The following is a 21,411-nucleotide window of genomic DNA, read 5'->3' on the forward strand; positions in this document are numbered from 1 at the left end:
ATTCTTTTTGCGCGTTTTCCTGCCCTCTATTGCACGATCTACTCAGCTGCGTCCCCTTGTGTACGGATAGCTGTGATTATTCAGCCTGACGAAGAAAACGAGCCTTCCTGAGCATTTCATTATCCGGCGTCCTGGCCAGTATGTCGCATGGCTGATAATTCGCTTCTTTATCAGTTATGTATAGTTATAGATAATATTAAAATAGTGCAATCCCCTAATCTGTTCTGGCGCCGTTTGTTTTGTTCGCTTCGCTTTGCTCCGCTGGTGTTTTCCCCCCTTTGAAAGCTTTTCTCTTGCGCGAAACACAACTTTGTGAGATTTGTAAGTATTTGTCTTATTTGTAGGGGCTTGTAAGGTATTGATTATTAATAATATGGAAGGTCGAACTATGACATTTCATCCGTGAACTATAGGCATCTCATCCGTGAACTATGACATTTCATCCGTGAACTATGACGTCTGGTCCATGACCTATAGACATTTCATCCGTGAACTATGACATGAGTTATCAACAGTCATAATAAGCAATCCTGAACTATGACATTTCATCCGTCGCGCTTTTCAGGCTTTTGAGTTCTGCTCGACGGGCCCTGCAGCAGCGAATCAATGGCGTCTCCTGGCTTCAATTTAGGATTTATCGGCCTTTCTGCTGGTATATCATGCTGAGGTTGAACTGTTAATGCAATTAGTTCTAGTTGCAAACTGGTGAACTATGACATTTCATCCGTCAAACTATGACATTTCATCCGTGAACTATGACAAAAGAAAATATTTGCAATAGTTCGTATCTTGCCCCAGATTATCAGCGCTCTTCTTACTTCCCGCCACCATGTCTGACCTTCCCCTGTTTACTGCAAGTCCTAACCAGGTCCGCCAACACAATGTGCTAACCACCGCGCACTACAGCTACACCAAGCTGCAGATGGACCTGATGATTTTTTTGCTCTCGAAGCTTCGCAACTCGCAGGATGACCTGGTCTACCTGCTTCCCGTCAAGGAGCTGGATAAAGCTACTGGCAACGAGCACAACTACACCTACCTGCAGGAAGCCACGGAAGATATGGGCTCCCGTGTCTTCAAAGTAAAAAACGGGAACCGCTACGAGCAGATCTGGATGTTTCAGAAAGTAGCCTATCTGGAAGGTGAAGGCATTATCGAGATGACCTTGTCCTCTACCATCCTCCCCTATTTATTTGATTTAAAAAACAATTTCACTTCTTATGAGATTGCCGCGTCTCTGAAATTGAATAGCATATATGCGAAAAAGATTTATCCCCTCTGCTCTCAATGGAAAGACAAAGATGCTACTCCCATCTACGATATTTTGGAGTTAAAGGGAATCCTAGGAATATGGGATGAAAAAGAACGTGTGGAGGGGTATCCAAACTTCGGTGATTTTAATGCGCGGGTTCTTGCCCCTTCCATTAAAGCAATCAATGAAGTAACTGATTTAGAGATTTCACTAATTACCGCAAAAAAGGCCGCGCCATTAAATCGGTAGGTTTTACTGTAAAGCAAAAGCCAAGGGCGTTGGCAAGTAATTCGCCAGAACCCGGTGTATCAACGCCACCAGAAGGTATAAACCAGGCTCAGCTGGATAATGCTTATCGGACACTGGATGGGTTTCATATTGTGGATCAGAAATTACGGCTTCAAATATTATCCAGCCCTGATATGATTCGTCAGGTAAACAAGTTTGCCCACGACCTAAAACTGAATAAAGTAAAGGCTACCTCAAACCCTGCCGGCCTGCTCTTGGCAATCCTAGGCCTGGTTGATACCAAGAGGAAGACGTCGAAAAAGATTACTAAGTAAACTGGGTATACTTAGTAATCTTACTTTACTAAGTATATTCTCTCTCTTGTAGCGGGGCATAGCTAGCAGCTGGTAGCAGTTGCTGCTACTCCTCATCTACCCTTGGCAGCTCCTGTTCACCTGCCTACTGGTTGCTTCCTGTTCTAGTTGGTCAACCAGCTGTCCTGCGATTACCGCATTATTAAAGTAATACAAGATTACCTAGTCCATTAGGTAAACTAGGTCTATAGTGATTACTTAGTAAAATTGGTAAACTTAGTATACTAAGTAATAATAGTAAATAAAGTTGTGTTTGTAATCTCAGTGTACTAAGTTTACCCTGTACACAACGCAAATCACATTAACCCACTTCTGCCATGAGTCAAGAAACCCACGTCTGCCGGGTCATTGCCATTACCAACAACAAAGGAGGAGTTTGTAAAACTACTACGACTGTTGCTCTGGGTGCTCAGCTCGCTGAGCTTGGTCATCGAGTACTCCTTATCGATCTTGACCCGCAGGCCAACCTGACCAAGCATCTTATTGGTAAGGAGCCCGGTGCCCTCGAAGCCATTGAACTGCATATCGGGGATGTATTGTCCGGTTCGACTACGCTGGCAGATGCTGTTCTGGCCTACTCCTCTACCAACCCGGACCTCATGGATAAAACGCTGCATTTTGTGCCGGCGTCCTACATCATGGAACAGTATGAGAAAGGGCTAAGCAAAAAGCCTGAAATGCCCCAGCTCTTACGGAAAGCTATCCGTCCCCTGCGCCCCCACTATGACTACGTGCTACTGGATTGCCCTCCGCAAATGTCCTTGTTCACTTATCTAGCCCTAGCTGCTGCTGACTACTTCCTTGTAACGTCTCTGGCCGCCACATTCAGTTACGATGGAATCAAGAACATTTTCGAGGCGGTTGAAGATGTACGGGACTCAGTTAATCCAAATCTGCAGTTCGCAGGAGTTGGTATTATGCGCTATAACCCCAAAATCCGCCACAAACCGCACGAAAATGCGGTCAATAAAATTGAGCAGTTAGTCACCGAGCAGTTTGGCCGGGATAAAGTATTGGGCTATGTGCGGGAAGATCGGATGGTAGAAGCCGCTCAGGAGGAGGGTCGCATTATTCATGACGTCGCCACCTTATCCAGGGTGAAGGATGATTACTATGCCCTGACGACCAAACTTGTAGAAGCAGTTCGCTAAGACCTTACACTATGGCCACGAATGACAAAGCAGCCGCTGAAACACCCACGGCGAATGAACCCAGTACAAAACCTAAACGGGTTTTCTTTCCTCCCGCCAGTAGTGAGCCAGAGGAATCGGAAAGCGTACCTCTCCCAGCTGAACCAGTAGCAACTGCTTCCTCCCCGCAACCAACTACCACACCCGCTAGAAAAGTCCCGGGCGCCGAGTCCAGCTCTGCTCGCCCAGCCGCTGCTACTCCAATTGGGGCAGTAGGAAAAAAAGGGGACCCAAGCCGTCCGCCGAGCCTTTAGAGCATTTGACAGTAAAGGTGAAGTCCGAGTACGTGCAAAAGATTGATAGCATGATGGAGGATGCTCCCCGCCACGTGCTCAAACAAGACCTGGTGGACTTTATGCTGGCAGACTTCTTTCGTCGCCACCAGACATTGCCTGCAGCATTACTTGCGAAGCCAAAGCCCGATAAGAAACCTACCCGATAGGGGAGGAGAGGGGTTGGCTCCGACAAGTCCACCTGAACTTCAGAAGTAACAATAGCGGGCAGGGCAAGGCTCAACAGGCAGCCTTGCCCTGAACTGCCTAGAAGTAACCATCCACGCCTGAGTTGAATATGCCTGGACCTGGCTGTAGCTCTGCATGGCCAGCAAACCAGGAGTCCCACATCACCCACCGCTCAATATGGCTCGCATCCTGATTGTCGAAGATGAAATAATGATTGCTCAGGGCATTGTCCGCACGCTGAAGCGTCTGGGCCACATGCCGCTCGAACCGGTGGATAATAGTGACGATGCCATTGGGGTATTAGGCACCGAACTAGTGGATCTGGTTCTCATGGACATAAACATCGAGGGGGAATGCGACGGCATTGCGACGGCCCTGCAGGTGCGCCGGCAGTTTGGTACTCCAGTCGTGTTTTTGACAGCCAGTACAGACGAGCAAACCTTGAAGCGTGCTACGTTGGTGAATCATAGTGGCTTCATCACGAAACCGTATACCGATGATATGCTTCGCGTGACGGTCTCCCTGGCCTTGTCCAAAGCCAACCAGCCCCCCGTACTTCATTCGAGCACGCCGCACTTCTTGCCAGCAGACCAAACGGCCTCAACCTTACCTAATGGTCAGCTACAAGATCCACTGATGGTGCGCATGCTGAACAGCAACACCAGCTATAAAAAAGTTAACCTGGCCGACATCCACTACTTTGAAACAAAGGGCAACTATATGCTGCTGGTGACGACTACTGGCCGGTATATGTTCAACTCTACCCTAACAGACTTACTGCCGCGGCTGCCGGCGTACTTTATCCGGCCGCACCGGTGCTTTATCATCAATCTGAATTTTGTGGAAGGCCTGGAGGAAAGCGTCGTTATCGTGGGCAAGGAAAATATTGCTGTTAGCCGCACGTACAAAAACGAGCTAAAAGCGCGTCTAAATTTCCTTGGATAGATATAATTCATGCCATATATCGGCTGATGATTCTAGATAGCTTGCATTTCAATCGCTTCTTAATGCAACTCAACCGCTAATTCTGGTTGACTCATCATAATTCCTGGTGCGGGTGGAATAAGGATGGCACATTTGTCTTGCCTTCCGCTCAGATCAACTAGGTGCTGAGCAGAAGGCACCGTCCTCTACTTCCCTCCACCGTTTATGAACCAGCTACTTATCGCCTCGACCCCAACTCCCCCGCCCTATTTCTGCGGTTCGACCTGTCGCCTGTTAAGGAAGTTATGGTAGAGGGTGCTAAACACGCCGCCTGTACCCTCATCGTCTTATCGGACCTACGCAAAAAGAAAGGGGCCGAAGTTTCGGTAAACGTGCGCACCAGTGAAGCGCGCGAGGAGGAGATTGGCAAATTCATTTGCATCAGCCACCCACTGATTACGAAAAAGCCGAAACGGCGCCTGGTACCGGCTACCGATGAGCAGCTGGTACAGCAACTCCTCCTGAAGGTACAGGAAGTAGTACCGTCTGCCCAGATGAAGTGGAACGATAAGGATATCTGCTGGTATATAGTTGTTCCCAAAAGTTAGTCAGCGAGTCTGGCAGCCTATAACTAACCCATCAGGGGGCATGAACCTTACCAGCGGTTCATGCCCCCTGATGGTTTTTGCAGCTAGCCATCGCGCTGCCGTGAGGGGCATTATGTGCTTGGGGGATACTGCTGGCGAGAATGGCCCAGACAGCCCAACAGCCACGGCCGAGGAAATTTCCCAGGCATCAGTAACCGAGCGTAAAAAAGATTCTCCTGAATGCTTGGTGTTTTGCTCAAAACCAAACTCCTTTGTGTCGCGTCCCACCGTGGGGATAAAGCTGAAAAGCTGCCAGTGGATTGAGCAGAGGTGACCTCGCTCATAACGGAGTATCCAGATCACCATGAGATGTAAGGATGAATAACAGCAGGCACGTAGTGTCTGCGCATACCTACCGTATCATGGCTCATGATAAGCCCTTCAAGGCGAAGCAGCTCCTCGTCATACTTCAGCTAATTGTCATTCTAGCTGATCTAGTGTTTCGAGTGTACACAATGCTGAATAGCTGATGCACAAAAAAAGACCCCTCTGCATCCAGAGGGGTCTTTTCGCTATTGGTTCTTACTCCAATCTTCGGTTAGCCCTTTTATCCAACTACGCCCGCGCAAGGGTGCACCGGGTACCGGTCTGGCAGTCAGATTCGACCTCCAGGATAGCTTTGAGCTGCTTGGCAAGGCTGGCAATCAGCTGCGTACCCAGTGAGGCCGTAGGAACCTTGTTGCTGTTATGTAAGCCCAAGCCATCGTCAGCAACCAAAAGTTGAAATGAGGCCCCCTGTCCACTTAATTCGACGTGCACGCGCCCACTTGCCCGCCCAGCGAAGGCATGTTTGTAGGAGTTCGTAACCAGCTCGTTTACCAACAGGCCGAAGGGTATTGCTTCCTTGACCGTCATGATCAACGGGGCCAGTGTTTTCGTTATGATGATCGGCTTCTGTGTCGAGTTGTAGGAAGTATGCAGTGTGTCGAGAAGTTTGGTCAGATAAGCATCCAGCTGTACTTCCGCCAGGTTGTCGGTCGCATACAACTGCTCATGGACCAGCGCCATACTCAGAATCCGGGCCTGGCTGGCTTCCAAAGCGCTGGCCAACTCTGGCTCCACTTCCTGTTGCCAGGACAGCAGGGTGCTAATAATTTGAAGGTTATTCTTTACCCGGTGGTGTAGTTCCTGCAGCAACACCTGTTTTTCTGCCGCCTGCCGCTGATTCTCCTCCGCCTGACGGTGGTTTTCATCCGCCTGCCGCTGGTTCTCCTCCGCCTGCCGCTGAATTTCCTCATTTGCCAGACTGAGGGAGGTATTCCGCTCTTTGAGCTTCCGGTAATACAACGTAACGATTACGATACAGATGATGGCCACCAGTAATGACCCCAACATGATCATCATCCAGTAACGCTGGGTATTACTTAGCTTCCGGTTTTCCAGGTTGGCCTGTGTAAGCTTTTGAATCCGCATCCGGTCATGTTCCCGCTGCCGGGCTTCCAGTGAGGCCCGTTGCTGCCCCAGGGAACGAGCAGTTTCAATAGTGAATATGGTCGAATTCAAGGCCGCCAGCTGGTCGCGATACATAACTGCGTCCCGGAAGTTGCCTTTCGCTACGGTTATCTGACTGAGCAGCTGCAGGGCCGAACGTTGGATTCCAACCGACTTGATCCGGCGGGCCAGCTCATTTGTCTCCAGTGCCAGGCGGTTAGCAGTGGCCAGGTTACCCAGTTTGAAGTTGAAGTCCGCCAGATCTAGTAGCGTGTGCGCCTCGCCCAGCACATTGTTCTGGCGGTGATGGATGGCTGTCGCCGCTTGCAGCCGACGCTGCGCGGAGTCCCTGGCCGCGTAATGAACTGATTTCATTTCCAGCAAGCCTGCCACCAGCTTGGTGACACTCGCCCGGTACTGAACAGGCGCCAGCGTCGCAATCGCCCGACGTCCATAGGCCAAGGCTTTGCCATGATTGCCCAGACGTGAATAGCAGGTCGCCAGATTTGAACAGATCGATGCCGCGACTACTGCTGAATCTTTGCTCAGGGGCGGATAGCGTTTATAACTCTGCAGGGCATCATGCAGCAGCTTGCCGGCATACTTGTGGTTCCCCATATCGGTGGCCGTTGCCCCCATGCTATTGTAAAACGACCAATAATCCTGCGTGTAGCTATAGTTTCGGGCCTTTTTCAGCCCGACTGTATAGTACTGCATCGCGGCGCCTAAATCACCATCCTCACTGGCCAGTAAGCCGGATAACCGTAGCGCGTCCAGCTCGCCGGGAATGTCCTTTACTTTGCGGGCATACTGCAGGGCTTTGCCTGCATGCTGCCGGCCGGCAGCCAGGCCGCTTTTATTCACCATGAGCATAGCTGTTTTGTTTAGCTGCTGCACATGCTGCGCATTCCTGAGGCTGGTGACAGGAGGGGAGGGGGTAGATTCGGAAGAATGCACCTGCTCAATCAAATCACCCGAATCCAGGTGACTTGGCTGCGCAAGCAGCGGCAGGCAAAGCAGAAAACAACTGGTAAAGAGAAGGGCATAGGGTGAGACAACCGTTGTCACGGTAAAATCTTTCATATTCACAGAATAGTTATTTTACCTCTACGGTCAGGCCAAGGTAAACAAGCCGGCCGATCTGCGGCCCCCCGTACACTTGTATGTTCCGCGAGTTAAGCAGATTGGTACCTCCGACCTGTAGTAGTGTATGCTGCTTCGGCAGCCGAAAGCCTAGATCGGCATCAAGGGTCGAATAATTTTCGAGCTGGCCGGTGGCGAACGGGGACTCATACAGATGGCCTTCGGCCCAGCGGTAGTTGAGCGAGTAGTTGAAGGCCTTGCCCACTTCCCCGTAAGCGCCCAGGTTGAACTTGTGGCGGGGCGTGTTGTAGTAGGCCTGGAAACGCTCGGCCAGGCGCTTGCGCTCCAGCAGGCTGAGCGTGTAGTTGCCCGTCAGGTTCAGCTGCTTGCGGGGCGTGTAGGTCAGCGAGGCCATGCTGCCGGAGGCGTGCACCTGCTGGGCCGCGTTGGCCTGCACCTGGATCACGCGCGTCGGCCCGGTCTGCAGCGGCCGCGCCCCGGTGGCCGCCGCCGCCAGCTGCGCCGGCGTTGGACGGCTCCCGTCTACATTACCAATAAATCTCACCTGCCGGATGAAGTCCCGGTAATTACTGATGTAAAAGTTCGCGTCTACTGTCAGCTTGGCGGCCGGCTGCCCTTTGTAGCCGATTTCCCACGTGGCCACGCGCTCCGGCTTTAGGTTATTGATGTTGACTTCGTAGGCCTGTAAAGTAGCCTCTGCCGGAGTTTGTGAAGAAAGGATTGTTGGCAACACCCCTTCAATTTCCGTGCTGTAGCCCTGAAAGCCCTTATTCACGTTGCCCAGCAAAATAAGCCGCTGCAAATCCAGTTGCAGGTACTGGCCCTGCTGGGTTGGCGAACGAAAAGCCTGCCCGAAACTGGCCCGGAAGGTATGCTGTTCCTGTTTGCCGGCGGAATAAATCATGGCAACCCGGGGTGAGAAGAGCTGCGGGAAGTTCTGAAACCCATCGAGGCGGGCTGCACCCATAAACTTTAGCTTATCCTTCCAGGCCGATTTTGTGAGCTGCGTAAAGATGCCATACTCATCGTTGATAATGCGCTTGCCATCCTGATCAGAGAAGAGCTGACCGTTAGAACCCAGCCGGTATTGGCGATATCCCCCACCAATTACCCCATTCGCAACCGGTGAGCGCCACTCGTACTGTGTGCTCAGGTCACTTAAAAAGGAGCTTGGATTGAGCTGAGTCCCTCTGCCGGGCATTTCATCCGTAATAATTTGTTTACGGAGTGCATTGAATTCGGGAGAGCCGGCCATGAGCTGGAAGGGGGCGGCCTGCGCGCGGGCGGCCTGCTCGGCCCCGGCCGTGTTGCCGGCGTTGGCCGGGTTGGCCAAAAACGTGTTGTAGGCCAGGGCATAGGCCCCGAAGTATTGCTGGGCATAACTCCTGTTCGCCGTCCCGGTGCGTGGGTCAACTGCCGTTTGCATATACGTACCGGTAAACGACAAATCGTACGAATCTTCCCCGAAGTCCTGGGTCTGGTAAGCTCGGACAAACCAGCGGTCGCTTTTCAGCTCCGCCCGGTACTGATTCGTAGCAATATTTTTAAACCGGTAGCGGTTGGTGTACTGGTAGGCCGTCGTGCCCTGGGCGCGCTTGAACTCCACCATTGCTTTTATTTTATCAGTCACTAGAAAGTGCACCGATGGCAGTAGCTTCCACATCATGGCCTTATCATCGCCGGCGATGATTTCGCGTTCGGTCCAGCCGGGCATGAACACGGTCTTGCCGTTGAGCGCCCCGCCCGTGGGGCCGAACGTGGTGCCCACGTCCCCGTAGCGGTTCACCGCGTCGTAGCCCAGGCCCGAGCCCTGGGCGTTGTTGCCCGGCGCGTAGGCCGCCGTGAGCGGGTCGTAGGTAGCGGCAATCCACTCCTGGCCCGTGGCGTAGCTGCCCGTCAGCTTGAGGGCCCAGCGCTGGCCCAGGCGCCGGGCGTAGCGCAGCTGCCCGTCCAGGTAGCTGCGCGTGCCCCCGCGCAGGCGCACGCTCAGGCCCGGGTGCTGGAACGGATCTTTCGAGGTGGTCAGCACCACGCCGTTGAAGGCGTTGGCCCCGTACAGGGCCGAGGAGGGGCCGTGCAGCACCTCCACCGAGGCCATGTCCACTTCCGGCAGGCCCAGGGCGTTGCCGGGGTTGATGTTCAGGCTCGGGGATTGCGTGTCCATCATGTCCACGAGCTGCACCAGGCGTTCGGAGGTGGCCCCGCTGAAGCCGCGCGTGCTGGCGCTGGCCATCAGCAGGCCCGAGCTGGTCACGTCCACGCCCTTCTGGCGGGCCAGGCCCATGACCAGGTCGGGCGTGCTCAGGCGGGCCAGGTGCTGGGCGTTGAGCTTATCGACCGTGACGGGCGCGCGCAGGATGTTCTCCTCCACCCGTGAGGCCGATACCACCACGTCGTTCATTAGCGTCAGGCTGGGAGCGAGGAAAATTTCCAGGCGCTGGCTGGCATCAGCTTCACGCAGGGTGTCGATACTCGTCTCGTAGCCGATGTAAGAAGCTTTGATCACGGCGGGGAAAGCTGTCGCCGGAATTTCCAGCGAGAAAGTGCCGCCGGCTCCCGAGTTACTCCCAATGGCGCTTCCTTGCAGATATACCGTAGCATCGGGCAGGGGTTCGCCGGCGTCCGTGTACACGGTTCCTTTTACTTCGACAATGTAACGTGTTTGGGCTAAGGCCTGGTCGGTCAACAACAGGCTTAGGCCGGTTGCTAGCATTGCAACCGAGTATAAGGACAAATACTGCATGCTAATTCGCCAAGAAGCTGGCACTGAAGGGGGAGTTGGGACTGCCTGCCGATTGGGCAGGGGAGGGAAGTAAACTGGCGTGCTACAATGCGGCACTCGCTCCAGCCCGTGTAACGCGAGCCGTCATGTAGAATAATTCTTATTTTTAATTAGCCCGTGCCGCACCATAATCGAGCTGATGGTCCCCAATCCTGGGAAATTTTCCCTTGACTTCCATTGCCTCGTACAAGCGGCAACAGGCCTTGGCCCAGCCTGTCAAAGAAGATATTGAGACTTTTTGAGCGGACTTTATTGTCATGGAGACCGTGAACACACATGGCTTGGGACTATAAATGTCAGTGTTTATTCTTATTTTATCATCTTATAATCTTGTTACCTTAATTTAATACTACCTTTGCCGCAGCAAGTAACCATCACCCAATAACTCAATCTCATCACCTCGTAGCCAGCCCCAATAGTTCCTGCAGGCATGGCGGATAGTTGCGTGAGGTCGTCCACGATACAAGCCAGCCCCTGCTGATTTTCTCCGCCTAGTTGGCGGTGCTCGTCGATGAAATCCAGCTTATACATTTTGGCCACCAAACAACTATCTCGTGGGAAAAGTGTATTACATAAGATAAATTTTGTTGCTGTTTAGCAACAATGAAACGTCATAATACGTATTATTTAACATATGATCAAAATACACGCAATTAAATATTGCTGCTATCTGGCTTTGTATTGATATTAGATTTAATAGCTTTGAAGATAAGTATGTGACTTCTTCTCTCGGTTCCTACGGTTTCTGCTTTCATATACCTACTCCTTTCGCCATGCCTGCTACTGCGCGTCAATCCCGCTTTCTTCTTCCCGTATTAGTAGCCACGTTGCTAGTTGGCTGCGGTAAGGAGTACTTTCCCGAGCCCCAGTTGCCAGCAGCGACGCAGACGGGTGCTCAAACGGCTGGTTGTAAAGTGAATGGTACGAATTGGGTACCTGTAAACGTAGATTTATTTACTTCTCCCCCGATTGTTGCTCACTATAACGGCGATTCCCAAAATCACCAGTTTACTCTCAGTCTTTCTTATTCGTCGGCCGATAAAGACTCGCCTCTGTACGATACGAGTGTCCACTTAAGTGTGCTGGATGTCCGCGCGCCTGGATCATATGTACTCGACCAGGTTGCCCGCCCGGAATTGGCTAATACAGCGCCTTCCTATGCCAGCTTCATCTATGAGGCTCCAAGTCCTTCAACCCCTCTTTTTACAGGGCCCCAGCACCTTGGACAGATCGTCATCACACGGCTCGATACAGTTGCCCATGTTATCGCGGGTACCTTCGAGTTCACTGCCCAAGAAAGGAATGGTTCAGCCACTGTGCAGGTAACAGAGGGGCGGTTTGATGTGAAGTACACAGAATAATTTCCTTAATTTCCTTCAATTAATCATGCGTAAAATTCTACTTTTGCCCCTATTATTAGGGGCCCAGCTGAGCTATGCTCAGTTGAGTTCGAAACCCGAGCCAATTGGTGCGACTGACCAACCCCAAGTTTCATCGTATACGCAACTGGTAGACAGCCTGACGGCACCACTGGATAAGTCGCGTGTTCCCAAGGGCATTCTCTATGATCGTGTGCCTGCGGTAGCGCTTCTCAATGAGTTTACGCAAGCTACCCCTTCGTCAGCCTCGCACATTTTTCAAAGCTATTTCGAACTGCGTTCGGCCGCCTATCAAAGCTCGGGATTTCCCATCAGCCGCAGTGAGTTCGCCAATATGGCCCGCACGGCGGCAACGGCGACCAAAGTAAGCTATGGCGAACTGCCTATTGGCGTGCTGGATTATCAGTTTGGCGTGCTGGACACGCTAGCGGAAGAAAAGGGTAGTATAATCACGATTAATGGGCTGTATGCTGACGGGGTGGGGAATCCCTATCAGACGCAGCAGGTGACGATTGCTGCCCTGCTCGCCGATTCGGTTAATCAGAAGGTCACGCTCACCCTGCCGCCCAATTTCTTGTTAGGTAATACCCAGCGGTTCGTTCGGTCAGTACAGGTGACGGTCGGCGGCTTCACCCGGACGCTTACGCCTGGGGGGACCTCCGCAATACTATTACCCCCCGGTCTGCTCACGGCAAGTTATCTCATTACCTTTTCCGACAGTCGTACTGTATCAGCTAAGTCAGAGATTTATGTACGACCAACGTACTTACGGCGTGACAACTCGGTAGCAATGCCTCTGCAGAACGTAAAAGGGTTACCCTGGGCAGACTACAAAGGGTTTTCAACCTATGGAGAAGGCCAGGTTACCTGCTTTCTCTATAATGACAATAGTAAAGTAGATTCTAAACTGCGTAAGCCCACCATCATAATTGATGGATTTGATCCTTCTGACAAACGCGGTATTCAAGAAATATTTACTCAGTTTAGTCCTGTTGGCGAAGCATTATATGGTGCAAAACAGCCCCGTGACCTAATTGTTCTCAATTTCCCTACGACTAAACGGCTCATCACCTATAACGGTTCCTCTGCCTATGGTGATACGGATGGCGGCGCGGACTTTATCGAGCGTAATGCATTTGTACTGATTGAACTGTTATCCAAGATCAAGCCTCTGATGGCTAATCCCAGCGAAAAGGTGACGATAATTGGTCCTTCTATGGGCGGTGTTATTTCTCGCTACGCCTTGGCCCTGATGGAAAAAAACTATGCTGATGCCAATAATTCGGCTACGTATAATAATGCTTACTGGAAGCATAATGTTGATACCTGGATTTCCTTTGATGCGCCACATCAAGGGGCAAATATTCCGCTGGGCGACCAAGCTTTCATCCGGTACTTTTCAGGCCTATCTGAGAGCGCGGAACACAATTTGTCCCGATTGAACTCCGTGGCGGCCCGTCAGATGCTCGTGTATCAGCATTTAAACCTGACTACTGGCTACTCGCTGCACGAGCCGTTTACCCGTAATCTGCAGAGCAATGGGTTGGCTGGCAGCTATGGCTACCCAACGCAGGTACGCCGGGTTGCCCTAGCCAATGGCAATGGTACTGGTGCTTTGAATACGGAAATAGGCTTACCCGGACAAACTGGTATGGAGCTGGACGTAGCCCGGAAAAAAGGCAACAAGCGGCGGCAGTTCTTTTATCGCAGCACCACGCCCGGTACACAGATCGCGGCGAATATGTACTTCGCAGGTCCCAGTAATGTAAAGACGACCATCTTCAATGGGGAGGCGCGCGTACTAGTTGCCCTTGCTAAGCCTATTGCTAAGCGTTACCAAGTATGGCTGACTGGCCCTCGAAACTATGACCTGGCGCCCGGTGGCACCTATGACGCCCAACAGCAGATTGCTACCGGTACGCTGAATGGCAAACAGATCAAGGGCGTTGAATTCCGCTTTACTCAGTTGCGCCCGAATCACTGCTTTATTCCTACCGTCAGCGCCCTGGGGTATCAGTATCGTACGTTGACCAACTATACCGGCATCAGTCAGTTGCCCGACCCGAACACGAATCTTTCGTCGCGTAATCTGATTTGCAACAACGAGATTCCGTTTGATTCCTACTACACGTACACCAATGCCAATGGTGCGCACGTGACCATGGACGGCCCGGCGCAGATGTTTCTAATGCGGGAGCTGACCGGCCAGACCCAGGCGCCCCGTTTCAAGGTTACCAATCCTCCCCAGGTTTGCCCTAATCAGGTGGCCTATGTATCGCTCGACGAATGTTCGCGCCTGGGAGATGTAACCTATACCTGGACCATAAGCGGCCCGGCAATATTTCCCAGCACGGGAACGACGACCGCAACGAATGGCGGGATTGTGCAGAGTATCCGTAGCACGGGGCAAGCTGGTACCATCCTGGTATCAGTAGTGGCCAAGCGTGCGGGGGCAAACGAAAGCCCTGCTACAACCTACCAGCTGAAGGTTATCGAGGCTGGGGCAGGCCTGCAGCCCCGGATACAGTGGGACGATTACCAGGTTCGTATATGCCCCTGGACGCCAGTAGTAATTATGGCCGAGGGCAATACTACAGGTCCATACTACTGGACGAAACGGATCGTATCAGGGAGCACCGGTGCAGTTACGACGAGTACCTACACCACCACGTCGCCCTCGACCAGCGTTACGCCCCGGTATGATAATATCACGCTGTCGGTAACGGCCCCCAGTACCTGTTCAGGGGTGCTGCTGCCGGCCGGCTCGGTAAACATTAGCGCAGATCCTACGGAAGGCAAGATGTGCGACCCGTATAACGTTCAGGTCTATCCTAACCCCTCCACGCAATATTTAACGGTTACTACGCTGTCTGAGACGGAATCCCCGGATCAGTTCGCAGCGAAGGTCGCCGGCCCGGAAGAAGAGAACCCACATGCCTACCAGGTAGACGTGTATAATGACCGCAGCAAGAAGGTACAATCGGCCAGCACAAAGAAAGGCTCCCTTACGGTGGATACCTCCACGCTCCCGGCGGGCTTATATCATGTGCAGATACGCCGCGGCGGCCAGATCATCAACCGCAATCTAAGCGTGCAGCATTAACGCTTCCCGCTCACGCAAAAAAACCCCAGCCCACGTACTACCGCGTGAGCTGGGGTTTTTGTTTTATCCCTTGCGGGTAGAAGGTAAGGGTCAGGAAGCAGAATCTCATTGCACGGGCTGTAGCTCAGCGGGCAGCTGCTTAATCTCGGCCACCAGTTCCTGCATGAGCAGCTCAACGGGTTCCTTCATTAAGTCAGCCAGTCGGAATACGTCCCCCAGGCTTAGCACGCCAGGATCTACTTTAGCATTGTTTACAGTGCGCGAGGACATGCGCAGTTGTTTTTGCAGAACCCGCGACGTAAACTTTTTATTGTCCAGCATTTGCGCGAAGGTTCTGCCAACGGCCGTCGCATTTTTGCCGTTCTTAGCAGCTGTTGACTGCGCAGCAGGTTTCTTGGAATTGGTCGAGTTAGGTGCCATACATTAAATCGCTTAAGGCTTTCAGAGGACGCTAAGTATAAAATTTGTTGCCGATTATACGCAACAAATTTCTTATCGCTGATAAAAAGCAGCAATAAATTAAAAAAGGCGCTTGACCGCCCGAACTACCTACTCGGAGCCCGGGCGGCAGCGCCGGCATACCTTACCGTAGCAGGGTATCGCGTACCAGAAGGACATCGCCCACCACAAAATCCGGCTTCCCGTAGCCACCACTGCTGTACACGCCCAGCGGATACACCAGGAACCATAGGCACGTTGCCAGTGCATTGATAGGACTACCCGTGTACTTACCATCCGTGTGTATTACCAGGGAGGTATCTGTTAAAGCATGGGCCTGGTGCTCACCGGCCCAACTATGAATATCAATCACCCCGCTGACTACCCGTTGCATCTGGTCTAAGCTCAGGGCTTGACCTAACTCCGGCGTCACGGTTTCCAGCTCGCCGTGCTGGCCCAACTTAATGGCGCCTGTTTGGTCAAGCAAGGCGAGAATTTGCTGGCGTTGGTTTTGAAAATAAGCTAGCAACTCAAACCGGTCCACAAACTCCTGCTCGTCGAGCTTAAAGGAGTATTGATCATACGTACTGGTGTGAAACAGGCGGCTGGTTGTGCCACAGAGGGCAACTATCCAGGCGCCGGCACGATCCTGCAGGAACAGTCGAGCGGGACAATCCACCCATTCGACGCCTGGCGAAGGACGCATCTGCAGGGCGTGCAGGCTAAACAAGGGATAGGCAACGTCGGTGCCTTTTAAAGCGGCCGCCGCCAGCGCAGTAGCTTCGGCGGTATGGTGGGCAGTGTGGGACATAAGGAAGGTAAAAAGGTTGCGTTGTATAGCCTATTAACGTTTAAACCCCCTTTATTGTTGCTAAATAGCAACAATAAAGGGGGTTTAAATAAGGTTTTATATGTCTACAGAAAAGGGGCCATGTTTTAATTGCAGTTGCGGCCAGTGTAGCCCGCAACGGTATATGTTGGGTCAGCTAATCGCCGTAGGCGGTCCTGGCAGTGGTACACGTGCCAGGCCAGGGCTTTGCTGCGTTTGGCCGCTGCCGGCGTCAGCGTCTTGACGTAGCCCTTATCTTACACAATGTGCAGCGGGTCGTTGTCATGCTGCTGCAGGCAGGCCGTGACGCTGGCCAGCAGGTGTTGTGCCTCTTCCTGGCTCATTGCCGCCGGATTCTGGCGTAACAGTGCATTTGCTTCCCTGGCACTGGCAGTCAGGGCAGCTCGGGTAGGTAGGAGGCGCATCCAGGGTGGTTTATGCTGCTGCCTTCTCTGGCTCCTCGGTCTCGATGCTCCACGGCTCACGGCCGCCATCACACCAGGTGTCGTACTCGTCATCCATAATTTCGGCCCGGTCGGCGCTGCTCAATTGCCAAAAGTTCGCCGGTACCTCCAGGCGCACTTGTTCAGTGTGGCCGTAGCAGGTAAAGGTGGCGTCGATGTGGATGTTTTCGGGTTCATCAGCCAACAGGGCTGGATGTGTTAGGATGGTGGCCATGGGGTATTAAAAAGGGTGCGTTGTCCACTTTATACGATGGAAACGCCCCTTTTACCGGAAATATCTAATGAAATGGAAGGCCCCATAGCCTTTCATTCCCCTACTGCCCTGACCTGATGCCTTAGCTAAAAAGCGTGGCCTGCGTACCGCAACCGGAAGCGTTGACTTTCTGCAGGCCTCCCGCGATCAGCTGCAGGGAACCTAGCTTTAGGTTTTTCGTTTCCTCGCCGTCAATGTCGGTCCGGGAGCCTCCGGTCGGTAAGTTGACGAGCCGCGAGCACTCCAGCATGCGGACGCCATAAACTCCCCCACCGACTTTAGTGGCAATAACACCTTTGCGCATATGGTATTTGGCACCTGAATGCTTCACCTCAACTTGTTGGCCGACGGAATAGGTACTGGAACGGGGCTCCTTGCTCATGGCTCTGCGTATATTTAAGAGGTAGGGGATGGAGGCTACTTTTGGTTGCGCAGATATTTATCCAGCACCGCTTCGACGCCGGTGACGTGGTTGCGGCGGCGGCCCAGCAACTTCTGTGTTTTCAGCACCTCCATTGCTTGGGTAATAAGGTCGAAGTGATCGGGGTTGTCGGTGCATACCTCGCGCAGCAGGCCTTCGTCACGCATGGCCACCGGGTAGATGCTGTTATAGATGCTGGCAACAGAGTGTTCAAACAGTCCGTCGCGGTGCCAGAGCGCTTGAATAGTTATCAGCTCCTGGTAGCTGATGAAGCTCATCGACGCATCTACTTCCTGCTGAATGGTGTACTGGGCCTGCAGCAGCCGGCGCAGCACCTCGGCGCGGGTGTTGGCCGAGTAGGGTCCCCAGGCCTCCTCGCGCACGTAGCCGCGCCGCAGCTCCTTCTGCCGGTAGGTGGCCGGGTTGTCGCGGGCTTCGATTAAGAAGTTGCGCAGCTCGGCCAGCGGCTCCATCCAGTCCTCGCCGTTCTGAATCAGGCCTTCCATAGATTTATCCCGGGCCACGACGGTGCACACCCAGCAGCCGAACCGGCTTTTGCCGCACGAGGCAGTTTCCGTGTCGATAACGAGCGGGCAGTCCTCGTCAACGGATGCGTTGCGGTAAAGGGTAATTAGCTCCTTGTGCGAGCCGCCCCACGGGGGCGAAACCTGGCTCAGGTACTGCCACAACTCCGGCGTCAACACGTCGCGTATAGGGGCAAAAACGGCGGCATTCGGCAATACGTGCTTTCGCAGGCGCTGGCCCCTCACGGCGTGCTTTCGCATCGACTGAGCCCGTTTGCTGCTCTCGGCTTCGCGGGTGCCCAGCAGGATAATGACCTCGCCGGCGGAGCTGATTTTGCTTTGGATAAAGCGCGTGGTTGGGGAAATTTTCAGCCGGTCCGTACACCATCGAAAGCGCGTATCCGGTGCCGGGTAACCAAGCCCAATGAGCTTGGCCCAAAACGTCTCCTGTAACTCCGGCAGGGTACGCTGAACAATGAAGGGCAAGCCGGCCGCCTGGGCCGCCGCCTCAATGCAGCGCAGCTGCTGTTCCACGAACTTGGCTACACGGGGATTTTCTACGCGGGTGTCATTCGTGACAATGTACACGGGACGGTGGCGAAGCTCCTCCGGCAGTTTGGCTATCGAGCGCCAGGCTAGTTGCAGCAGGAGCGTGGAATCCTTTCCGCCGCTGAAGCCGAGAATCCACGGCCGGTTGTTGTCGTCGATCAGGTACTGATCCTGCAGTTCGGCTTCAATAAAGGAAATGTCCAGGGGCATAAGTAGTGAAGTAGATGCGGTAGGTGTTTAGCACATAGCATAGGAAGAATCCTCAGGATTGGCGCAGGCGTCGAACGGTTCTTCCTCCTCATCCTGCTCATCCAATAGCTGTTCACCCTCTGGTCCATAGGCCAGATCAATTAGCCTGCACAAGCCCTCCACGGCCTTCAGCAAGCTACCGAAGCAATGCACCCTGGTGGCCGGGGCTTCCCGGATGCCTAGCGACGAAACGTTCCCTGCCTGGATGGCCCGCAGCAACTCCTGTTCAGTGTTGGCACAGTCAGGCCCGGCCACATAGTAGCAGGCTCCACAGCGAAGAATAAAGCCCAGAACCATCAGGCCACCAGCCTCGGCGCCTGCGTTGAATTCTACCCGCTGACCCTGGCCGTGCGGAATCGGAGTATAAAACTCCGCTTCAATACTGAGGCGGGACGGACGTGTGGTGAGAACCATAAGGGGCTAAGTAAATTGAAGTGGTTATATTGTTGCTAAATATACGCAAATACGCCCCTATTTGTTTATATAAAGCAACAAAAACCTTGTTAAAAGCCCCAGCGCGCGTATTTACTTATCTTCCTCAATGGCTTTCTCCGGTGCTTCAGCCGGCTCTTCCTCAAACCGAATCGGTACTGGCCTATCCTCCCAGGCCTGCGCTTCGTAACCACACTCAGCGCACGCCACGTACCATAGAATACACAAGGGATAATGCGCTGATAAACCGATGACTCGATGCAGCATCAGTTCCCCGCAGCGGCCGCAATCCAATGCGGATAGTTCAGGCTCATTGCTCAGGGCAAACCCTCCGCTACTCATGCGGCGACAGCGAGTGCCAGCTGCTGGCTGACCAGGTGCAGAAACTCTCCCCGTTCCTTGAATACCTCACTAGCCGGGATGCCGTGGGGCTCCAGTCGCATTGTGGGGGTATCAAGCCTGCCGGCATAGATAGTAGCTACATGACGGTAAAGTCGGCCGATCAGGTATACCTGCGTCGGCAAATCCACGGGCTCTTCTACGGCGGCAAGTGCTCGGCTCAGCACCCGGGCCTGCTCTCCGCAAGCCATCATAGCCGCCAGCAGGGCCGCATTGCGCGCCTGCTCCCGGGTGCGTTGTAACATACTTGTATCCTGCTGCAGCGTGGCAGCGGCTTCGGCCGGGGTCGGAAGGAGAGTAGCCATGGGCAGTAGGGGTCAAAAAGTAGTAGATGTAAGCTGGGCTACCCCTGCCTAGCAGGGCAGCCGATCATTACCGCCGCAGGCCTCGGCGGTTGCCAGCATCGCGGATAGTTCCTGATCGTAGAGGCACCCAATTTGCTCGGCATAAGCGGCCTGGGCCTCCGGTGAGCTTCGCTCAGCCAGGTGCTGCACCAAGTGTAGCTGTTCGCCCATCCAGGTAACCAATCGCTCCAGTACGGCAACTTCCTCATCGGGGGCCTCCTGGCAACGGTTGTAGGCCAACTGCTCGTTTATCAATTCCTCCACCGTCGTATGCGGATGCCATACCCCGGTTTCACCCTCGGCAAAAAGGGCCGTAATCTGAGCGTGAAGCGTTAAATCGTTAAGTTGGCGTTTCATTGGCCCCGGCGTTTAGTTGCTAAATATACGCAATTTAACCCCTCCTCGTTGTTGCTTTTTAACAACAATGGCCGGTAAATTAAGCAATTAATCCTAGCTGCAAATAGACACTATTTATGCGCATAATATTAATGGCATTACGGGCTGGTGTCTAGGTTTATTCCGCTTGCTAGTTTCCCGATAACTCCTGCAGGGACCGGTTGCAAGGTCGCGTACTCCCTAAAGGAAAAGCCGCCTCTTGGCTGCGGGGCGGCTTTTCCGGGATAGCTTAGGCAGCAATCGGCTGCACATCACGGCCAAACACGAATAGGCTGCGTGGGGCTTGCTGGTACTTGGCGGGTATATTCTCAAAGTCGGCTACGAGGCCCAGGAAGCCCTCAGCATGGAAATAGCCCCGCACCGTTGCTTTGCCGCTAAGGCCACCGTTGCGGCTTACCATAAGCGCTTTGCCCACTTCGGGCACTTCACCTTGCCCTGACCAGCACAATCCGCCGGGAAGCGCCGTGAGGCGAGGCGTCTCGGCCCACATAGGCATCGGAACTCGCCGCTGTTCAACTGCATCACGCCGCGCCTGATTGGCAGCGCGCAGGCGTACTAACTTCTCGGCCGACATGCGCCGGGCCGGGCGGTACTGGCGGGTACGGCCGCCCTGGCCACCGCCATCACCCCGCAATACGGCCTGCTTTTGGGCAGTTCCTGCTGCTGTCACTTCTGGCACTTGGGGTTCGATTCGTGCCGGCTCAGGTTCTTGCGCCTGCTCAGGCTCGGGGTGCGAGAGTCGCACCCCGGCCTTTACCTCGGCCACATACTTGATTACGGCAGTGTGCCATTTAATCAACTGCCAGATATCGTGGCAACCGGCCGCCTTGGCCGTGGCCACCGCCCGTTGGCTATCAGAAATTAGTGGGCTGCGCAGGGCATGGCTCAGCATAGCCAGCGCCGACTGACGTATCTCCCGGATGCGGCAGGCAACGGGGGATTCTGGCTGGCTAGTTTCGGAAATCAGGGTAGCGGGCTGGCTGAGGGCAGGAACATTCATGGCGGTCCAAAGTGAAGGTTAAGGATGCTTGCGTTGTAGTATCTTTTACGTTCGCGCGCCCTTTATAGCTAATAATCAGCAACAAAAAACCCGTCCATTTTGCTTAAAACAGCATTTTTCTCCCTGCTGCCCACGATTGATTGTTGGCCCGAAAATCTGGTACTGCCCTGCGCTAAGGCCTGGGTACACTGATCCCCACCTAGAGGCAGGCGCTACTACTGAGCCGCCGTTCTATTGA

18 protein-coding genes are annotated in these 21,411 nt (G+C 53.4%); 6 read left to right on the forward strand and 12 right to left on the reverse strand.

Annotated features, from left to right (window positions below; translation table 11 throughout):
• Positions 1-829: 829 nt before the first annotated feature.
• From LRS06_RS21790 to LRS06_RS21805, 4 genes are all read left to right on the forward strand, one after another.
• On the forward strand, positions 830-1,501 hold the full coding sequence (locus LRS06_RS21790; protein WP_257873512.1) for a replication initiation protein: 672 nt from the start codon (positions 830-832) through the stop codon (positions 1,499-1,501).
• Positions 1,502-2,171: 670 nt separating this feature from the next.
• Complete coding sequence (locus LRS06_RS21795) at positions 2,172-3,005, forward strand: ParA family protein (RefSeq protein WP_257873513.1); 834 nt, start codon at positions 2,172-2,174, stop codon at positions 3,003-3,005.
• Positions 3,006-3,682: 677 nt separating this feature from the next.
• Positions 3,683-4,450, forward strand: a complete 768-nt coding sequence (locus LRS06_RS21800) for a response regulator (RefSeq protein ID WP_257873514.1) — start codon at positions 3,683-3,685, stop codon at positions 4,448-4,450.
• A gap of 284 nt (positions 4,451-4,734) precedes the next feature.
• A complete protein-coding gene (locus LRS06_RS21805) occupies positions 4,735-5,037 on the forward strand; it encodes a hypothetical protein (RefSeq protein ID WP_257873515.1) in 303 nt (100 codons plus the stop codon).
• A 594-nt stretch (positions 5,038-5,631) separates the two neighbouring features.
• Here the strand turns inward: LRS06_RS21805 and LRS06_RS21810 are convergent.
• Complete coding sequence (locus LRS06_RS21810; RefSeq protein WP_257873516.1) at positions 5,632-7,590, reverse strand: histidine kinase dimerization/phosphoacceptor domain -containing protein; 1,959 nt, start codon at positions 7,588-7,590, stop codon at positions 5,632-5,634.
• 13 nt (positions 7,591-7,603) lie between these two features.
• Entirely contained in the window at positions 7,604-10,324 is a 2,721-nt protein-coding gene (locus LRS06_RS21815) for a TonB-dependent receptor (RefSeq protein WP_257873517.1), read from the reverse strand.
• An 842-nt stretch (positions 10,325-11,166) separates the two neighbouring features.
• Here LRS06_RS21815 and LRS06_RS21820 point away from each other — a divergent pair.
• Together LRS06_RS21820 and LRS06_RS21825 are read left to right on the forward strand one after the other, a co-directional pair.
• Complete coding sequence (locus LRS06_RS21820; RefSeq protein ID WP_257873518.1) at positions 11,167-11,754, forward strand: DUF6252 family protein; 588 nt, start codon at positions 11,167-11,169, stop codon at positions 11,752-11,754.
• Positions 11,755-11,779: 25 nt separating this feature from the next.
• Positions 11,780-14,875 carry a T9SS type A sorting domain-containing protein gene (locus LRS06_RS21825; RefSeq protein ID WP_257873519.1) on the forward strand — a complete coding sequence of 1,032 codons (3,096 nt, stop codon included), beginning with the start codon at positions 11,780-11,782 and terminating at the stop codon, positions 14,873-14,875.
• A 105-nt stretch (positions 14,876-14,980) separates the two neighbouring features.
• On the opposite strand, the gene LRS06_RS21830 is transcribed toward LRS06_RS21825, so the two are convergent.
• The 10 genes from LRS06_RS21830 to LRS06_RS21875 form a co-directional block, all read right to left on the reverse strand.
• On the reverse strand, positions 14,981-15,295 hold the full coding sequence (locus LRS06_RS21830; protein ID WP_257873520.1) for a helix-turn-helix domain-containing protein: 315 nt from the start codon (positions 15,293-15,295) through the stop codon (positions 14,981-14,983).
• 163 nt (positions 15,296-15,458) lie between these two features.
• Positions 15,459-16,124 carry a hypothetical protein gene (locus LRS06_RS21835; RefSeq protein ID WP_257873521.1) on the reverse strand — a complete coding sequence of 222 codons (666 nt, stop codon included), beginning with the start codon at positions 16,122-16,124 and terminating at the stop codon, positions 15,459-15,461.
• A gap of 275 nt (positions 16,125-16,399) precedes the next feature.
• The gene (locus LRS06_RS21840) at positions 16,400-16,567 is read right to left on the reverse strand and encodes a hypothetical protein (protein ID WP_257873522.1); all 168 of its coding nucleotides are present in this window, start codon (positions 16,565-16,567) and stop codon (positions 16,400-16,402) included.
• Positions 16,568-16,577: 10 nt separating this feature from the next.
• The gene (locus tag LRS06_RS21845) at positions 16,578-16,820 is read right to left on the reverse strand and encodes a hypothetical protein (protein ID WP_257873523.1); all 243 of its coding nucleotides are present in this window, start codon (positions 16,818-16,820) and stop codon (positions 16,578-16,580) included.
• A gap of 121 nt (positions 16,821-16,941) precedes the next feature.
• Positions 16,942-17,241 carry a hypothetical protein gene (locus tag LRS06_RS21850; protein WP_257873524.1) on the reverse strand — a complete coding sequence of 100 codons (300 nt, stop codon included), beginning with the start codon at positions 17,239-17,241 and terminating at the stop codon, positions 16,942-16,944.
• Between the two features lie 35 nt (positions 17,242-17,276).
• Positions 17,277-18,563, reverse strand: coding sequence for a DNA phosphorothioation system sulfurtransferase DndC (gene dndC / locus LRS06_RS21855; protein ID WP_257873525.1), 1,287 nt, complete (start codon positions 18,561-18,563; stop codon positions 17,277-17,279).
• Between the two features lie 27 nt (positions 18,564-18,590).
• Positions 18,591-19,016 carry a hypothetical protein gene (locus LRS06_RS21860; protein WP_257873526.1) on the reverse strand — a complete coding sequence of 142 codons (426 nt, stop codon included), beginning with the start codon at positions 19,014-19,016 and terminating at the stop codon, positions 18,591-18,593.
• Between the two features lie 356 nt (positions 19,017-19,372).
• Positions 19,373-19,738 carry a hypothetical protein gene (locus LRS06_RS21865; RefSeq protein ID WP_257873527.1) on the reverse strand — a complete coding sequence of 122 codons (366 nt, stop codon included), beginning with the start codon at positions 19,736-19,738 and terminating at the stop codon, positions 19,373-19,375.
• A gap of 48 nt (positions 19,739-19,786) precedes the next feature.
• Positions 19,787-20,134, reverse strand: a complete 348-nt coding sequence (locus LRS06_RS21870; RefSeq protein ID WP_257873528.1) for a hypothetical protein — start codon at positions 20,132-20,134, stop codon at positions 19,787-19,789.
• 268 nt (positions 20,135-20,402) lie between these two features.
• On the reverse strand, positions 20,403-21,173 hold the full coding sequence (locus tag LRS06_RS21875; RefSeq protein ID WP_257873529.1) for a hypothetical protein: 771 nt from the start codon (positions 21,171-21,173) through the stop codon (positions 20,403-20,405).
• Between the last annotated feature and the right edge of the window lie 238 nt (positions 21,174-21,411).

This window comes from Hymenobacter sp. J193, from assembly GCF_024700075.1.
Taxonomy (GTDB): Bacteria; Bacteroidota; Bacteroidia; order Cytophagales; family Hymenobacteraceae; genus Hymenobacter.

Bases quoted from the DNA above. Each gene is read 5' to 3' on its own strand.
- LRS06_RS21790 (WP_257873512.1), top strand. From the start codon at position 830: ATGTCTGACCTTCCCCTGTTTACTGCAAGTCCTAACCAGGTCCGCCAA.
- LRS06_RS21795 (WP_257873513.1), top strand. From the start codon at position 2,172: ATGAGTCAAGAAACCCACGTCTGCCGGGTCATTGCCATTACCAACAAC.
- LRS06_RS21800 (WP_257873514.1), top strand. From the start codon at position 3,683: ATGGCTCGCATCCTGATTGTCGAAGATGAAATAATGATTGCTCAGGGC.
- LRS06_RS21805 (WP_257873515.1), top strand. From the start codon at position 4,735: ATGGTAGAGGGTGCTAAACACGCCGCCTGTACCCTCATCGTCTTATCG.
- LRS06_RS21810 (WP_257873516.1), bottom strand. From the start codon at position 7,590: ATGAAAGATTTTACCGTGACAACGGTTGTCTCACCCTATGCCCTTCTC.
- LRS06_RS21815 (WP_257873517.1), bottom strand. From the start codon at position 10,324: ATGCTAGCAACCGGCCTAAGCCTGTTGTTGACCGACCAGGCCTTAGCC.
- LRS06_RS21820 (WP_257873518.1), top strand. From the start codon at position 11,167: ATGCCTGCTACTGCGCGTCAATCCCGCTTTCTTCTTCCCGTATTAGTA.
- LRS06_RS21825 (WP_257873519.1), top strand. From the start codon at position 11,780: ATGCGTAAAATTCTACTTTTGCCCCTATTATTAGGGGCCCAGCTGAGC.
- LRS06_RS21830 (WP_257873520.1), bottom strand. From the start codon at position 15,295: ATGGCACCTAACTCGACCAATTCCAAGAAACCTGCTGCGCAGTCAACA.
- LRS06_RS21835 (WP_257873521.1), bottom strand. From the start codon at position 16,124: ATGTCCCACACTGCCCACCATACCGCCGAAGCTACTGCGCTGGCGGCG.
- LRS06_RS21840 (WP_257873522.1), bottom strand. From the start codon at position 16,567: ATGCGCCTCCTACCTACCCGAGCTGCCCTGACTGCCAGTGCCAGGGAA.
- LRS06_RS21845 (WP_257873523.1), bottom strand. From the start codon at position 16,820: ATGGCCACCATCCTAACACATCCAGCCCTGTTGGCTGATGAACCCGAA.
- LRS06_RS21850 (WP_257873524.1), bottom strand. From the start codon at position 17,241: ATGAGCAAGGAGCCCCGTTCCAGTACCTATTCCGTCGGCCAACAAGTT.
- dndC (WP_257873525.1), bottom strand. From the start codon at position 18,563: ATGCCCCTGGACATTTCCTTTATTGAAGCCGAACTGCAGGATCAGTAC.
- LRS06_RS21860 (WP_257873526.1), bottom strand. From the start codon at position 19,016: ATGGTTCTCACCACACGTCCGTCCCGCCTCAGTATTGAAGCGGAGTTT.
- LRS06_RS21865 (WP_257873527.1), bottom strand. From the start codon at position 19,738: ATGGCTACTCTCCTTCCGACCCCGGCCGAAGCCGCTGCCACGCTGCAG.
- LRS06_RS21870 (WP_257873528.1), bottom strand. From the start codon at position 20,134: ATGAAACGCCAACTTAACGATTTAACGCTTCACGCTCAGATTACGGCC.
- LRS06_RS21875 (WP_257873529.1), bottom strand. From the start codon at position 21,173: ATGAATGTTCCTGCCCTCAGCCAGCCCGCTACCCTGATTTCCGAAACT.